Genomic DNA, 16,176 nt, shown 5'->3' with positions numbered 1-16,176 from the left:
CAGGATTAAAAGGATTACGATTTTGTTGATAGTTAACAGGAAGCAATGCCCCAGATAAACACTTATAAACCTTTACGCTCCGCACGGAACGGTATACTACCATGTAACTATCAGTTAAATAACGTCTTGCTAATTGCTTTTTCGTATACCCCTGGCCATTATCATTGAAGAGATTATTTAGTACTGCCACGGTAAATGTAGCCTGGTTTAATCCCTTTTAACCGTGGCAGCCCTTTATGTAACGTTTCCTGTGCCAATTTAAACAGGCTCATAGTTCGATTCAAGTAGCTAAACATCCAGTTCGCACCATTTTCTATTTTAAAAATGTATTGAGTTTCTAGCTTCAATAACAAATTCGCTTTACTGCATGAAAAAGGTTGCTTTTATATCAGATATTCATTTGGATGAAGAATTTCCACTTCAAAACAATGTTGATCCGAGAAAAAACTGGTTACTTCTTTTGAATGACATTAGGAGTAAGCAGATTAATGAAATAATATTTGGTGGCGATATTGGGGAAGCTGATAGCCACAAATGGTTCTTTGATACGCTAAAGGATTTCAAAATAAAAGTGATTTTAGGCAACCATGACTCATTTAATGCAGTGATTAAACATTTACCAATCAATTTGCCTTACACCTCCAACGAATTATATTATTCTGAAGAAGATGACTTTTTCATATATATATACCTGGATTCTTCTTCAGACAGGATTAGTGACGCACAGTTAGATTGGTTCAAAAAGGAATTGTTTACCAGTAAAAAAATTGTCATTTTCATACATCATCCTCTACTCACCATTGACACGGCGGTAGATAAACTATATCCACTACAAAACCGGGCACAAGTAATTCATTTACTTGAAAACTGTATTAATGAGGTGACGGTTTTCTGTGCCCATTACCATATGGCAGATAATAGAGAATATAAAAATATAAGGCAATTTGTTGTTCCTGCCGCCTCTTTTCAAGTCATTAAAGAGGCACAAGATATCTCCATTGATACGAAAAACTTTGGCTATAGCGTACTACTTTTTAATAAAGAAAACGTGCACTCAGAAATAATGATGCAGGTAAGTTCTTAATCTAATTTGAAATATAAGTGGCTGTTTAAAAATGAAAGACCAACCACGTGTGTTTACTGTTAGCATCCTGATGGCACCGGTGCATAGCCACCCCACTCTTAACACCAAACGTATCTTGAAACAGGGATGTAGCCTTGTTTTAAGTAGCAGAAGGACAGGTTTGAATGATCATGCGGAATTAAATAGCAATTTTGGCATACGACGGTACAACGCTCACTGGATAGCGTTATTCAAAACAAGTAAAAAATGACAATGCCATCACCGCAGATCAAATTAATTGACATTGAACTTCGTAACAGAACCTATCAGTTAGAGTATTTTAGAAGGCCTGGCCATAAAGGCACCATTTTGTTTGTACATGGATTAGGAGGTGCAAAAGAAAACTTTTGGGAAGCCACCAAAACCCATTTACTGGCTGACTATGAATTAATAGGCTTTGATAACCCGGGCACCGGCAATTCAACTTATTATGCAGATGAACCGCTACGTGTTGATGACCTTGCTTTCTTTTTAGATGCGTTTATAAAGCAGTTGGACTTAAAAGATATTATTCTGACGGGTGCCAGTATGGGTGGCTTAATAACCCTGCTTTATTTTCAATCGGCGGGCGTGGACCACGTAAAAGCCTACGTGAATATTGAAGGGAACCTGATGCCAGAGGATTGTATGTTCTCCTCAAAAGTAGTGCAGCATTCGTATGAACATTTTGCTAGTACTGTTTTTGATGAAACAATAAAGAACATGAAAAAGTACGGTAATGCGGGTTATTATATTATTGCCAATAACCTGGAGTTGAACACGAATGTACAATCCTACTATCATTACAGCTTTCAAACAGTGTCCTATTCCTCAACCGGCAAACTCCTTCAACAATTCCTTGCTTTAGAGATTCCCAGGCTTTTCCTTTTTGGAGAGAAGAACCAACACTTGTCTTATCTACCCCAACTGAAAGGAGAGAATTTAAGTTGCCATATGGTTGCAGACAGTGATCATTTTATCTTTTATGACAACCCCAAGGGCATGTACCAGTCAATGGCAAATTTTCTAGACGAGGTATAGTGTATTAGCATGCATGCCCCCATCCCCTAAAGGGAGGGCCCAGGAATCGTGAAAAGTGAGACGACAAATGTGAACACCTTCCATTCAATGAGCGCTTATTTATCATTGCGCTTAGACATTCTAAATAGGTGCATTCATATGTATGTCCCTTTTTTATAATTGCAAACTTAAAAAAGGGATGAATGGCTTGCAAAGGGCCTATTTCTTTTCTATTTTTACTAAATATTTTAGCGCACAATCTTGTCCCTGTTAGTTAACAAACCAAACTATCGGCAGCTGTATACGATTGATGGGCTTCCGCTTGTCTTTTATGGGCAACCGCCCAAAACATGTGTTCTTTTTTTCCTGTTCCATAGGGTTTGCTTGAACCAGGCCTCCTTTTAGAGGTGGCCATTCATCCCACAAAATGTTCTGTTTATAAAAACTTAATAGTGGAAACTTTGGTTACGTAAAAAGTTTCCATAGTTTTGGCCCCGTTTTATGGAACCAAAAGAACGCATACTAGAAAAAGCACACGAGCTATTCAACCGTTATGGTATCCGATCTGTTTCTATGGATGATATAGCGGCGCAGGTAGGCATGTCTAAGAAAACGCTGTACCACTATTACACGGATAAAGAAGAGCTGGTAAGCGCTGTATTTACCGGTGTGATGGAGCAAAACAAAACGCAGTGCTGCCTGGGCAGGGATACGTCTGAAAATGCGATCCACGAGGTGCTCGCCGCCTTTGAAATGGTAAGAGATATGTTTGCCAATATGAACCCCTCCGTACTCATCGACATGGAAAAATACCATCCCGATACCTTCCGAAAATTCAAAGAGTATAAGAATGGCTTCATGTACCAAATGATCTGGAAAAACTTTGAAAGAGGAATAGCAGAAGGTGTTTACCGCGAGGATATTGATATGGATGTGTTGGCCCGCTTTCGCATTCACAACATCATGCTTTCCTTCAACCCAGAAGTTTTTCCTAACAACCGCACCCACCTGGTGCACATAGAAGAGCAACTATTAGAGCACTTCCTTTATGGACTAGCCACCCCAAAAGGACAGAAGCTTATTCAGAAATATAAAAGTCAACGAACCAAAATCTAGAACTGATGACACGATTAAAACGACTGTTTGGTTTGGGTTTACTGCTACTAGCTGCTATAGCACAGGGGCAGGAAAAACATGAACTAACAGTAAAAGAAGCCGTAGAACTAGCCTACAAAAACGTAATTGAATTAAAGAATGCACAACTGGACTACCAGATACAGGAAGCACTCAATAAGGAAACCTTAGGGCGTGCACTACCCCAGGTAAACGGTGTAGCCGGCGCACAGTACTATGTACAATTACCTAAATTTCTTTTCCCGGATGCCAGCTCCACCGTTGTGTATTCCATCTTAAAAGAAGAAGGTGTGCAAGGAAGCAATGGCCCCATAACCGAGGTGCCACCACCTACACTACGGGAACTAAGCTTTCAACAGCCCTGGAATACGGCAGTAGGCGCTACGGTACAGCAGTTGCTGTTTCAGCCCGATGTATTTGTAGGCCTGCAAGCCCGCAAAACAGCGCTGAACCTATCCACCGCCTTTATAGAGCAAACCAAAGAGCGTATTAAAGACTCGGCGTACAGAAGATATTATGCCATTCTAGTAGCTCAAAAGCAATTGCACTTTATTGATGAAAGCATTAGCCGGCTGGAAAAACTCTATCACGATGATTCTATTATGTTCAAGAACGGCTTTGCTGAGCGCCTTGACCTGGATCGTGTACAAGTACAATTAAACAACTTAAGAAGCACACGCACCTTCGTTGATAATGGTGTTACCATCTCTTATGCCGCATTGAAGTTTGCGCTTGGTCTACCCCAGAAAGATACTGTGGTACTGAAAGAAGAACTGACATCTGCCAGTATAAAAGAAGGCATTTTAGATGCTGACTTTAAGTATGAAGATCGTGCAGAGATCCGTACACTGCAGGCTACAAAGGAGTTGCAGCAACTGGATGTGAAGCGTAATCAAATGGGTGCATTACCTACTGTGGCATTAACAGGTAACTATTCCTTAAGCGGACAAGGCCAACGATTCGTATTTAGCGGTAGTACTGTTTACCTAAACAGTTCCTATATCGGCTTAAATGTTTCAGTACCGATTTTCGATGGCTTTCAACGCCGGTACAGAACACAGCAAGCGCAGTTGAAAGTGAGCAAACTTGACAATAATATCACTAATGTTAAGCAGGCCATTGATTTTCAACAAACCGTTAGTCGCGAAAGCCTGAAAAGTGCCTTGTACAACCTGGATACACAAGAACGTAACCTGGAATTGGCACTGAAAGTTTACAGCACTACCAAGCTCAAATTTGAACAAGGCTTAGGTAGCTCCTTTGAAGTATTGCAATCAGATGCTGACTACCAGCAAGCTCAAAACAACTACTTCAACGCCCTTTATAATGCTACTGTAGCCAAGATTGGGTATCAATCATCATTAGGAAAACTTCAATAAACCAAAACAATGAACACAAAGAATATATTCATGAGATACAATATTTACGGACTACTGCTGCTGGCTTTTGTAATAGCCTCTTGTGGTAGCTCTAATAAAGACGAAAACGCGGCACTGAACGACAAAAAAGCCGATCTGCAGAAACTCAAAAAAGAGCAACGCGAGCTGACAACGAAGATCGATGCGCTGGAAAAAGAGATTGCCAAACTGGATACCTCTAGTAGTGCAGCTGGTAAACCTAAATTGGTTGCTCTTGAAACAATCAGTACCGGTGGTTTCACCCACTTTGTAGACCTGCAGGGAAGAATTGATGCAACTAATATTTCTTATGTAGCACCTCCTAATGGCCAGGGTGGCGTGGTAAAATCCTTGTATGTAAAGCAGGGCGATTATGTACGCAAAGGTCAGTTGTTGGCGCAGTTGGATGATCAATTGATCCGCCAGCAAATAGAACCCCTGCGTGTGCAGTTGGCTACAGCAGAAGATACCTACCGCCGCACCCAAAGCCTGTGGGACCAGGGAATAGGCACCTACCAGCAGGTACTGAGCGCTAAAACGCAAGCTGAAACCTTACAGCGCCAGATAGGCATCCTGCAAAAGCAAGCTGCTCTTATGACTGTAGTAGCTCCTACTGCTGGCGTAGCCGACCAGGTAAATGTGCGTGTAGGTGAACTGTTTACCGGTGCAACAGCCAATGGTCCTCAAATTCGTATAGTAAATACCGGTAGTTTAAAAGTAGTGGCTGATGTTCCAGAAAACTACCTCGGTAAGATTGGTGTAGGCAGCACTATCCACGTGCAGCTACCCAATGCCAACAATCGTATCATCGATGCCAAAGTGCAAGTGGCTGGTAAAACCATCGACCCCACTAAGCGCTCTTTCTATATTGAAGCACCTATCCCATCCGATCCTGACTTTCATCCAAACCAGGTAGCCATTGTAAAGATCCAGGACTATGCTGCTACGAATGCTATTACCATTCCGCTTAGCACCTTGCAGAATGACGACCAGGGCAAGTTTGTAATGGTAGCCGCAAAAGAAGGTAACAACCTGGTAGCCCGCAAGCGTAAGATTGTTGTAGGTGAATTATACGGTGAGCGACTGGAAGTGAGAAGCGGCCTGCAAAACGGCGATACGCTGATCACCGATGGCTTCCAAAACCTTTATGAAGGTCAGCTCCTGACTACTAAATCATAAGCCTCATTAGAAGAACGAAACGAACCATTAAAGAGATTTTATGTCAGTAAAAGAATACATGTCCGATCGCTTTAAGCAGTTTGGACCAACAAGCTGGAGTATCAAAAACAAAACCTCCATTTACCTGCTCATCCTGTTTGTGAGTTTGGCAGGTATCTTCCAGTTTGTTACACTACCAAAAGAACAGTTTCCTGATATTGTTATTCCTACCATTTACGTGCAAACCGTATATGTAGGAAACTCGCCCAGGGATATGGAAAACCTGGTGACCCAGCCCATTGAAAAACAGATCAAGAGCATTACAGGTGCCAAGATCAATAAAACTACCAGTACATCGGTACAGGACTTCTCGGCCATAGTGGTAGAATTCAGCACTGATGTGAAAACCGATGAAGCCTTGCAGAAAGTGAAGGATGCGGTAGATAAAGCAAAGACCGACCTGCCTACAGACCTTACGCAAGAACCTACCGTAATGGAGGTGAGCTTCTCAGAGCAACCGATTATGTATCTAAACGTGAGTGGCGACTACGACATGGTGCGCTTGAAGAAGTATGCCGATGACCTGAAAGATAAACTGGAGGAGTTGCCACAGTTGAACCGCGTGGACCTGGTAGGTGCGCCGGAAAGAGAATTCCAGATCAATGTAGACCCGCTGCGCATGGAAGCTGCGGGCATTACCTACGATGATATTGCCCGCACGGTACAGTACGAGAATATGGATATCTCTGGTGGTCAGCTGGAGGTAGGCAACATGAAGCGCAACCTGCAGTTAAAAGGCCAGTTCAAAACAGCCTACGACATAGAGAATGTAGTGATCCGCACTACCTATGGTGCACCTATTTACTTAAAGGATATTGCAGAAGTAAAAGATACTGTCAAGGAAAAAGAAAGCTATGCCCGTTTAGATGGCAAGAATGTAATTACGCTCAACATCATCAAACGAGCCGGAGAGAACCTTATCGAAACCTCAGACGATGTGAACCGTGTGCTGGATGAAATGAAAGCCACTGAATTTCCTAAGGATCTTAAAGTGGTGATCACAGGTGATCAGAGTATTAAGACTCGCACCTCTTTCAATGAACTGGTTAACTCCATTGTTATCGGTTTCGTACTGGTACTGATCATCCTGATGTTCTTTATGGGTGTAACCAACGCCTTCTTTGTGGCGCTATCAGTACCACTTAGTATGTTCGTAGCCTTCTTGTTTTTACCAGCAGCAGACCTGATCGTGGGTACACACGTAACCTTGAACTTCATTGTACTATTTGCCCTGCTCTTTGGTCTGGGTATTATTGTGGATGATGCCATTGTGGTAATTGAAAATACTCACCGGATCTATACACAATCCAACGGCCGATTATCAGCTGCCAAATCGGCTATGGTAGCGGCGGGCGAAGTATGGATACCGGTACTGGCGGGTACATTAACCACGCTGGCACCTTTCTTTCCCTTATTGTTCTGGCCGGGCATCATTGGTAAGTTCATGATCTACCTGCCTACAATGTTGATCTTTACCTTGACAGCCTCGTTGATCGTAGCCTTTATCATGAACCCTGTATTTGCGGTTGACTTCATGACCCACGATGCGCACGGCAACCCGCAACCGAAGAATGCTATTTTCCGCAAACCTACTTTCTGGATCGTTGCAGCAATCGGTGTTTTATTAGATGTTGCAGGCTTCCGCTTTTTGGGGAACCTAACCTTGTTTATGCTGTTGATGATATTGCTCAACCGCTATGTACTGGAAGATACCATTCACCGCTTCCAAAACCGCGTTTTACCGGCTATCATGTACCGCTATGAACGCTCACTGCGCTGGGCCTTGCATGGCTGGCGTCCTGTGTGGTTACTTTTAGGAACCTTTGGCTTATTGATCTTCTCATTTATGTCCTTTGGTGTGGCTACTAAAACCGGACGTGTAGCCGTGGAGTTTTTCCCCAAGAGCGACCCTAACTATGTATATGTATACCTGAAGTTGCCGACCGGTACGGATGTAGAATATACAGACTCCATTACCCGCGACCTGGAGAAACGCGTGTATAAGGCCTTGGGTATGGAAGGAGGCAAAAAGAACCCGATTGTAGAAAGTGTGATCAGTAACGTAGCCGTAGGTGCTTCTGACCCTATGAGCGGTGATAGAAGTACGCGCCCCGAGCTAGGCCGCGTACAGGTATCCTTTGTAGACTTTGAAAAGCGCGATGGCGTTTCTTCTGCTCCTTACCTCGACTCAATCCGAAACGTGGTGAAAGGTATACCAGGAGCGGAATTATCGGTAGACCAGGAAAAAGGTGGTCCTCCAACAGAGCCGCCAATAAATATAGAAGTAGCAAGTGAAGACTTTGACGCCCTTACCAAAACAGCAGTGGCATTAAAGAACTACCTGGATGCGGCACAGATTCCAGGTGTTGAAGAGCTGAAGATGGACGTAGACCTGAACAATCCTGAAATTACACTTACGGTAGACCGTGAGCGCGCCTTGATTGAAGGTGTTTCTTCTGCACAGGTTGGGATGGCTATCCGCACAGCCTTGTTTGGCAGAGAGGTTTCTAAGATCAAAGAAGGGGAAGATGAATACAAGATCCAATTGCGGAATAATCTGCTGCAACGTAAGAGCATCAGCGACCTGTTGAATATGAACATCTCCTTCAGGGATATGGCAACCGGTGGCCGTGTAAAAAGTGTTCCTATTTCTACCTTGGTAAAAGTAGATTACACCAGCACCTATGGAAGTGTAAAACGTAAAAATCAGAAACGTACCATTTCCATCCGCTCCAATGTATTGAGCGACTATACGCCTGCTTCTGTAACACCTGTGGTAACAGATCGCATTGCCGACTTTAAGGGCAAGCCTGACAATGTTACTATTACGCAAACGGGTGAAAGTGAGCAGCAGGCTGAAACAGGCGCCTTCTTAGGTAAGGCTCTTGTGATAGCCCTTATGTTGATCTTATTCATTTTGGTACTGCAGTTTAACTCTGTAAGTAAATCGGTGATCATCCTCTCCGAAATTATCTTTAGCGTGATCGGGGTATTACTAGGCTTTACCTTGACCGGCATGACCGTTTCTGTTGTAATGACAGGTATTGGTATTGTGGGTCTGGCAGGTATTGTGGTGAAGAATGGTATCCTGGTAATTGAGTTTGCCGATGAGTTGAGAAGCCGTGGAATACGTACAAGGGAAGCCGTTATACAGGCTGGTAAAACCCGTATCATCCCGGTATTGTTAACAGCCCTTGCCGCCATCCTAGGTTTGATCCCACTGGCTGTTGGTTTTAATATCAACTTCATTACCATGTTTGCCGATCTGAATCCGCATATCTTCTTTGGAGGTGATAACGCAGCGTTCTGGAAACCGCTTTCCTGGACGATCATCTTTGGTCTGGCCTTCGCCTTCTTCATGACCTTGCTGATCGTACCTTCTATGTACCTGATTGCAGAGCGTTTAAAACGCCCAATGCGCAACATGTATGGTGGCAAGTGGATTTCCATGCTAGGCATTCCTCCATTAACAGTGGTATTTATACCATTGATGGTAGTCACTATGCTTCGTCAAAGAAGAAATGTTGCACGCCGCAGACGCAAGTACAAAGGCTCCGATGTAGGAGAAGCTTTTATAGGCAGTTGGATATAAACGGTTATAGTTATAGAACGGTAGCGGCCCCACAAAAGAGGGGCCGCTTTTTTTGCTTATGATAAAAGAGGCAGCTGTTACACAGATGCTACTCCGTAGATTGCTTTTGTTTAAAACATGTATGCATAACCGAATTAATTCCTTAAACAAGAACACACATAGCATCTTTTAAAAGAAGAACAAATATTGCATTATCAACAGTCTACTTATTTTTTCTACTTGTTAAATCCATTATTTAGAAAAACCCGTAAGTAGTAGATTAAAGTTTCTCTCACCCTTAAACATCAATACTATGGATCCGCGATCAGCTGTGGTACAGAACGGCCAGGATACGCCTGTGCAAGACTCTAAAATTCATCGTCGTAAGTTTTTATTATTTAGTGGGACAGCGGTGGCAACCGCCTTGGTAGGTGCTTCGTGCACTGCCGATTTGGGCGACGATATGGGTAGCGACCCCAATGCCGTAAACCTGGGCAGTGGCGACACTGGTGTTTTAAACTATGCATATGCGTTAGAGCAATTGGAAGCTGCTTTTTACACAAAAGTTATGGAAACGCCTTTTAGTGGGATTACCGCGATGGAAACGGAGTATTTGAAAGATATCCGCGATCATGAAATTGCCCACCGTGAGTTCTTTAAAAATGCCCTAGGCAGTAATGCCATTCAAAACCTGGAAGTCAACTTCAGTAACATCAACTTTAGTAGTCGTGACAGCGTATTGGCAACGGCAAAGGCTTTTGAAGACCTGGGTGTTTCAGCGTATAACGGTGCCGGCAAACTGCTAACCAATCCTACTTACCTGCTAGTGGCAGGAAAGATTGTTTCGGTAGAAGCGCGCCATGCGGCTGTTATTCGCGAGTTGATCTCACCTGACGTAGGAACGGCATTTGCCAATGCAGAGGCAGTTAACTCCCAAGGCCTCGACTTGGTGCGCACACCAAAGCAAGTGTTAGAGATCGCTTCTGCTTTTCTAAAGACGCGCCTGAATGCTAATAATCTTCCCACAAATTAAAACCTGCTACAATGAACTTTCAAAATATTATATCTGAAATAGAAAAGGTAGACCCAGAAGTTTACGAGAAGTTAGATACGCGCCGGAGCGCTATGCAACGCTTTGCTTTTGTTGGTAAAGTACTGGCAGCTACAGCTATACCCTCAGCATTGGGCAGTTTGTTTAAAAAAGCTTATGGCCAAAGTTCGTCTACCATTGTGGATGTATTAAACTTTGCCTTGACACTGGAACACTTGGAAGCTGAATTCTATAAGCAAGCGGTAACATCAGCTGCCGCAGCTACCGCGTCAGCTTCTGACAAAGCAGCATTGACGCTGATCCGCGATCATGAAGTGGCACATGTGGCGTTTCTTAAAACAGCCATTACCAGTTTGGGTGGCACGCCCGTCAATTTTACAGCGGCCAACTTTGACTTCACAGGCGGCATGGGAAGCGGCACGGGACCTTTTGCTTCTGCCTTTACCGATTATAAGGTACTACTGGCTGTAGCTCAAACTTTTGAAGACACCGGTGTACGCGCTTATAAAGGACAATCTGCTAATCTAATGAGCAATAACGATGTGCTGGAAGCAGCCTTGCGCATTCACTCTGTAGAAGCACGGCATGCAGCTAAACTTCGTCATATGCGTCGTATGATACCAGCACCAAACTTAATTCCAAATGGCAGTACACTACAGCCTTGGATCACGTTAAATCAAAGTGGCATTACTACAGGTAATGGAACAGCAGACGCTGCTATACAGAAGTCGTATGATGGAGAAGAAAATGTAACACAGGCCAACGTAACGATCACAAATATTAATGGGCAAAGTATTGCTTCCACTGAAGCTTCTGAAGCCTTTGATGAGCCATTGACAAAAGAACAGATACTAGAAATTGTTCGTCCATTTATAAAACCCTAGTATAAACAGAATAGTTCCTCTGAAACAGTAATACCTGGTTGACTAAATACATAACACTGTTTTAGTGGCCAGGTATTTATACCATTAGGCTTACACGCTATGATGCTCACCCAAATCAGAACCTTCTACCCTTTTCTTGGCCGCAAATACCAGGAAGTAGATTAGAACGAAAAAGAACACAATCAGTAAAAATCCCATCATCAACAAAATCGAACAGTTTAACAATAAAGGCACACAAATAAGGCCAAAGACTTTAGGTTCAGGTGGCTTTTCCCATTTTCTAATCACGCCCCCATACCCTAAAGGGGAGCACCCATGCACAGGGCGCCCCCGCAAATAGCGCCGATGGCGCAGCGTTTTGAACCACAGGGACACCGGGAACACAAAGGGACACAGAGAAAAAGTTTCGCACAGGGCAAAGGAGAACAGGAGAAGAATAACGAACAAGCAACAAGGAATGATGAAGGAAGAAGGGAGGGAATGGTCAATGCTCAACGCTCAATACTCAATTATCAATAATGAAAAAGCACTCCATTATCGGAGTGCTTTTCTTTTATAAAGTAAGATTGAGTTTTAGGAAACCTTTTCACGTTTGACTTCTCACGTTTCACGATCACTGGCCCTCCCCTTTAGGGGCCGGGGGCGTGCTTGGCTCCTTTCACGTCTCACGTTTGACGTTTCACGATACTCACCACTCACCATTCACCATTCACGTCTTAGAACACTTTCTTATCGATCTTATTTCCATCTACATCTAACTCTACTACATCGTAACCCAGCTTCTTCACGCCTTCCATGATCTTGGCTTTATCGCCTACTAAAAGAACGTTCATCTTCTGCGGTTGAATGTACTTGTTAGACACAGCTTTTATCTGCTCTTTCGTCATTGACTTCAGGATCTTGCTTTGCTGCTCAATATAGTTAGCAGGCAGGTTGTAATCCAGGATACGACCAATGAAAGCTGCTTTTTGGAAACCAGTTTCATATTTGCGTGCATCGCTTTGTGCAATAGCACTCTTCATGAAGCTTACTTCATCATCCGAAGGACCATTTTGTAAATAGTTCTTCACATCTTTCATTACCTCGTACAGTGCGCTGTCTGTAGCATCGGCGCGAATACCAGAACTGAACTCAAACGTACCAGAGTATTTGTCTGCAGTGAAATAGCTGCTGGCGCCATATGTCCAACCTTTATCTTCACGCAGGTTCAGGTTCAGGCGGCTGTTGAAATTACCACCCAATGCATAGTTAGCCAACTGGGCTTTGTAATAATCACCTGTAGGATCATACTTCATAGGTGTTGTATAACCTACACGGAATTCAGATTGTGCAGATTTTGGTACATCTACCATATACACCGTTGTTTTGCTAACAGCAGGTGTAGCATCCACTTTTGGTAACTCGATCTTCTTTTTAGGAAGCTTGCTTAAGAATGCCAATTTTGGTAGAATCTCAGCTTCTTTTATATCACCAACAATTACCACTTTAGCATCTTGCGATGTCATGTAGTTGTTGTAGTAATTCTCAATATCCTTCAAGGTCATGTTCTTGATCGTTTCTTCTGTACCATCTTCATCTATACCCAGAATATGATTTGGACCGTAGTTCAATTTCGCAAATACCGCATCGGCTACAGCAGCAGGTTGGGACTTCGCTAGCTTAAAGGACTCCAGGCGTTGCTTCTTGATACGATTGAAAGCATCTTCCGTAAACTTCGGATTGAACAAACGCTCTTGTAATAAAGCCATTACCGGGTCAATATTTTTCTTCAATGCTTGTACAGAGAAGGTGATACCATCCGTACCGCTCGATACATTTACAGAGCTACCCAATTTCTGTAATTCTACAGAAATTTGTTCAGCCGTATAGTTCTTGGTATCCTCGTTCATCATGTTGGCGAAGAAAGAAGCCAAACCTGCTTTAGACAAGTTGTTGGCCTGCAGTAAATGACCACCAGGAACCGTAATCGATAACGTAACGGTAGGGATCTCGGTATTCTCCGTACCAATAACACGAGCACCGTTTGGCAGGTCTTTTCTCCAGAACTTAGGTACAGTTACCACAGGATTAGGACCATTACCTGGCATTTTACGGCGATCAAAATTGTCCTTTCCTTTTACATATTTCAATCCAGTATAACCATAGTTTGGACGTACATAATGCGTGGTATCAATAGTATAGTTATCAGCCTTAGCAATGATCTGCTCCTGGCCTTTTGGTACAATACTTAATACTACAGCGCCTTTACCTTTAATATACTTGTTATAAGCAGCCATTACATCTTCTTTTGTTAAAGAAGTGTATGCTGCTAACTGGCCGCCAATCTGATTAGGGTTGCCAGTCAGGTATTGGAACTGGGCCAACTGAGAAGCTTTACCAGCTACACTTTGCAGGCCATTGATCAATTGTGATTCATACCCTCCTTTGAACTTGATGATGTCTTCATCTGTTACACCACGCTTTTCAAAAGAGTCTAATGCTGCATAATACAGCTTCTCCATATCAGCCAGTGTTTTACCTGGAGAAGGCAGTAATACTACCTGGAACTCACCTGAAAGCTCTGATAAAGAGCTGAACGCCTGCGCTTGTAAAGCCAGCTGTTTCTTAGTAAACTGTTGGAACAACACAGAGTTTCTACCCTGACCAATGATCTGAGCTAAGGCCGCTAGCGCCGCTTTGTCTTTATGAAAGTCCGGAACGGTTGGATAAGCAACAGCGAACATTGGTAGCTTCGCATAGTTATCCACGTAAGATACATAGCGATTCCCTTCAAGCACTGCGGCAGGCACTTTTACAGGCTCTACCTTAGGACCCGCAGGAATAGAACCAAAGTATTTTTCTACCAGCTTTACTACGTCGGCAGGTTTTACATCACCACCAATAGTAAGCGCGGCATTATTAGGACCATACCAACGTAGGAAGAAGTTCTTCAGGTCGTTTACATCTACACGGTTCAGATCCTCTACATATCCGATGGTTTGCCATGAGTATGGGTGACCATAAGGATACAGGTTTTTATTAATGGTTTCGAAACGCAAGCCATAAGGGACGTTGTCATAGTTTTGACCTCTTTCATTCTTTACGGTAGAACGTTGTACTTCAAACTTCTTCTGAGTTACCGCATCCAGGAAGAAACCCATACGATCAGATTCCAGCCACAGCATTTTCTCCAGCTGGTTGCTAGGTACTGTTTCGTAATAGTTAGTACGGTCACGGTTAGTACTTCCGTTCAATGTACCACCCGCTTGCGTAACCGTTTTAAAGTGTTGCTCATCGGCTACGTTATCACTTCCCTGGAAAAGCATATGCTCAAAGAAGTGTGCAAAACCGGATTTGCCGATCTCTTCACGGGCAGAACCTACGTGGTAGGTAACATCCACATGCACCACAGGGTCGCTATGGTCTTCGTGAATGATTAATGTCAGCCCATTGGGCAGAACATATTTCTCATAAGGGATCACTAATTCTGATCCTTGTTTGGTTACTTTCTCTACCAGTTTAGCTTGCGCCATTGCCGCTCCGGAAAGGAACGTCATAGCACTTGCCAGTACCAGTACTTTACGTTTCATCATCATTGACAGAGTTTTTTAAGTCAGGACGACAATTTAGGCCAAATGGCTGAGTGCAGCTCTGCCATTTATCACATGATTAAAACCTTTCATCCATTAAAGAAGCGTTCTCGTTGTTGGTTAACCGTTGAATACCTGGCTGTAAATCTGGCATTTTACAATGCCCAATTCTTTATAGAGACGCTATGAAAAGATTGTTAAACCCAGCAACTATCCACTGCTCACCCCCAACTCTCATTGAATCTCCTTACTTTAGAAAAAACTTTAGTACAATGAACGATTATACCCGCCGCACACATGAGATCGACTACCGGATCCATGGAGAAGAAATGCAGTGCGTAGAAATAGAACTGGACCCACAGGAAACCGCTATTGCTGAAAGTGGGGCCTTTATGATGATGGATGACGGCATACAAATGGAAACCATCTTTGGCGATGGCTCCGCTCAGCAAAGAGGATTTTTGGGCAAACTAATGTCGGCTGGCAAGCGCGTACTAACCGGCGAAAGCCTTTTCATGACCGCCTTTACCAATGTGGGGCACGGTAAGAAGCGCGTATCCTTTGCTTCACCTTATCCTGGAAAGATCATTGCGATGGACCTGATGCGCCTGGGCGGCAAAATGATCTGCCAGAAAGATGCATTCCTGGCAGCTGCCAAGGGTGTTAGTGTAGGTATTGAATTTCAGCGCAAGCTAGGCACCGGTTTGTTTGGTGGCGAAGGCTTTATAATGCAAAAGCTGGAAGGCGACGGTATGGCCTTTGTTCATGCCGGTGGCCATATTATTGAAAAAGAATTACAACCTGGTGAATTGCTGAAGATCGATACGGGCTGTATAGTAGCGTTCACCCCTAGCTGTGACTATGACATCCAATTTGTAGGCGGCATTAAAAACACCTTCTTTGGTGGTGAGGGTTTGTTCTTTGCGACCTTAAGAGGTCCTGGCAGAGTATGGATCCAATCCCTGCCTATCAGCCGTTTGGCCTCCCGCGTATTGCAATATGGCACCTATAGCCGCAAGGAAGAAGGTGGCATGCTGGGTGGCCTGGGCAATATTTTGGATGGCGATGGATGGTAGGCTTGGTGAGTGGTGAATGGTAAGAGAGGGAAGCTGCAAGCTGTACGCTACACGCTGCAAGCAGAAAACAGCCTGTCGTGAAAGAGCCAACACCCCCCAGCCCCTAAAGGGGAGGGCCAGTGATCGTGAAACGTGAGAAGTCAAACGTGAAAGG

The 16,176-nt window shown here is 43.7% G+C and carries 11 protein-coding genes; 10 read left to right on the top strand and 1 reads right to left on the bottom strand.

Features of this window, described 5'->3' with window-relative positions; genetic code table 11:
* The first annotated feature begins 367 nt into the window (after positions 1-367).
* The 9 genes from SY85_RS18320 (at position 368) to SY85_RS25705 (ending at position 11,896) form a co-directional block, all read left to right on the top strand.
* On the top strand, positions 368-1,084 hold the full coding sequence (locus tag SY85_RS18320; protein ID WP_066406339.1) for a metallophosphoesterase family protein: 717 nt from the start codon (positions 368-370) through the stop codon (positions 1,082-1,084).
* A 246-nt stretch (positions 1,085-1,330) separates the two neighbouring features.
* Positions 1,331-2,143 carry an alpha/beta fold hydrolase gene (locus SY85_RS18315; RefSeq protein WP_082886581.1) on the top strand — a complete coding sequence of 271 codons (813 nt, stop codon included), beginning with the start codon at positions 1,331-1,333 and terminating at the stop codon, positions 2,141-2,143.
* Between the two features lie 480 nt (positions 2,144-2,623).
* Positions 2,624-3,238, top strand: coding sequence for a TetR/AcrR family transcriptional regulator (locus SY85_RS18310; RefSeq protein ID WP_066406335.1), 615 nt, complete (start codon positions 2,624-2,626; stop codon positions 3,236-3,238).
* 5 nt (positions 3,239-3,243) lie between these two features.
* Positions 3,244-4,635 (top strand): TolC family protein, encoded by a 1,392-nt coding sequence (locus SY85_RS18305; RefSeq protein ID WP_066406333.1) that lies wholly within the window; start codon positions 3,244-3,246, stop codon positions 4,633-4,635.
* Positions 4,636-4,644: 9 nt separating this feature from the next.
* Positions 4,645-5,832, top strand: a complete 1,188-nt coding sequence (locus SY85_RS18300; protein WP_066406332.1) for an efflux RND transporter periplasmic adaptor subunit — start codon at positions 4,645-4,647, stop codon at positions 5,830-5,832.
* 40 nt (positions 5,833-5,872) lie between these two features.
* Positions 5,873-9,463 carry an efflux RND transporter permease subunit gene (locus SY85_RS18295; protein WP_066406331.1) on the top strand — a complete coding sequence of 1,197 codons (3,591 nt, stop codon included), beginning with the start codon at positions 5,873-5,875 and terminating at the stop codon, positions 9,461-9,463.
* A gap of 292 nt (positions 9,464-9,755) precedes the next feature.
* Complete coding sequence (locus SY85_RS18290) at positions 9,756-10,475, top strand: ferritin-like domain-containing protein (RefSeq protein ID WP_066406330.1); 720 nt, start codon at positions 9,756-9,758, stop codon at positions 10,473-10,475.
* Positions 10,476-10,486: 11 nt separating this feature from the next.
* The gene (locus SY85_RS18285) at positions 10,487-11,377 is read left to right on the top strand and encodes a ferritin-like domain-containing protein (protein WP_066406329.1); all 891 of its coding nucleotides are present in this window, start codon (positions 10,487-10,489) and stop codon (positions 11,375-11,377) included.
* Between the two features lie 345 nt (positions 11,378-11,722).
* Complete coding sequence (locus SY85_RS25705) at positions 11,723-11,896, top strand: hypothetical protein (protein ID WP_158512999.1); 174 nt, start codon at positions 11,723-11,725, stop codon at positions 11,894-11,896.
* Positions 11,897-12,093: 197 nt separating this feature from the next.
* Here the strand turns inward: SY85_RS25705 and SY85_RS18280 are convergent, their stop codons facing one another.
* Entirely contained in the window at positions 12,094-14,952 is a 2,859-nt protein-coding gene (locus tag SY85_RS18280; RefSeq protein WP_066406327.1) for a M16 family metallopeptidase, read from the bottom strand.
* A gap of 266 nt (positions 14,953-15,218) precedes the next feature.
* Between SY85_RS18280 and SY85_RS18275 the strand changes: the two genes are divergently transcribed.
* The gene (locus tag SY85_RS18275; protein ID WP_066406326.1) at positions 15,219-16,022 is read left to right on the top strand and encodes a TIGR00266 family protein; all 804 of its coding nucleotides are present in this window, start codon (positions 15,219-15,221) and stop codon (positions 16,020-16,022) included.
* Positions 16,023-16,176 lie beyond the last annotated feature (154 nt).

Source organism: Flavisolibacter tropicus, assembly GCF_001644645.1.
Classification (GTDB): Bacteria; Bacteroidota; Bacteroidia; order Chitinophagales; family Chitinophagaceae; genus Flavisolibacter; species Flavisolibacter tropicus.
Note: the sequence above shows the minus strand (reverse complement) of the source record. Positions and strands in the feature narration are given on the sequence as shown.

What these genes read in the sequence shown, in the direction of transcription:
- SY85_RS18320 (WP_066406339.1), top strand. Translation starts at nt 368, where the DNA reads ATGAAAAAGGTTGCTTTTATATCAGATATTCATTTGGATGAAGAATTT.
- SY85_RS18315 (WP_082886581.1), top strand. Translation starts at nt 1,331, where the DNA reads ATGACAATGCCATCACCGCAGATCAAATTAATTGACATTGAACTTCGT.
- SY85_RS18310 (WP_066406335.1), top strand. Translation starts at nt 2,624, where the DNA reads ATGGAACCAAAAGAACGCATACTAGAAAAAGCACACGAGCTATTCAAC.
- SY85_RS18305 (WP_066406333.1), top strand. Translation starts at nt 3,244, where the DNA reads ATGACACGATTAAAACGACTGTTTGGTTTGGGTTTACTGCTACTAGCT.
- SY85_RS18300 (WP_066406332.1), top strand. Translation starts at nt 4,645, where the DNA reads ATGAACACAAAGAATATATTCATGAGATACAATATTTACGGACTACTG.
- SY85_RS18295 (WP_066406331.1), top strand. Translation starts at nt 5,873, where the DNA reads ATGTCAGTAAAAGAATACATGTCCGATCGCTTTAAGCAGTTTGGACCA.
- SY85_RS18290 (WP_066406330.1), top strand. Translation starts at nt 9,756, where the DNA reads ATGGATCCGCGATCAGCTGTGGTACAGAACGGCCAGGATACGCCTGTG.
- SY85_RS18285 (WP_066406329.1), top strand. Translation starts at nt 10,487, where the DNA reads ATGAACTTTCAAAATATTATATCTGAAATAGAAAAGGTAGACCCAGAA.
- SY85_RS25705 (WP_158512999.1), top strand. Translation starts at nt 11,723, where the DNA reads ATGGCGCAGCGTTTTGAACCACAGGGACACCGGGAACACAAAGGGACA.
- SY85_RS18280 (WP_066406327.1), bottom strand. Translation starts at nt 14,952, where the DNA reads ATGATGATGAAACGTAAAGTACTGGTACTGGCAAGTGCTATGACGTTC.
- SY85_RS18275 (WP_066406326.1), top strand. Translation starts at nt 15,219, where the DNA reads ATGAACGATTATACCCGCCGCACACATGAGATCGACTACCGGATCCAT.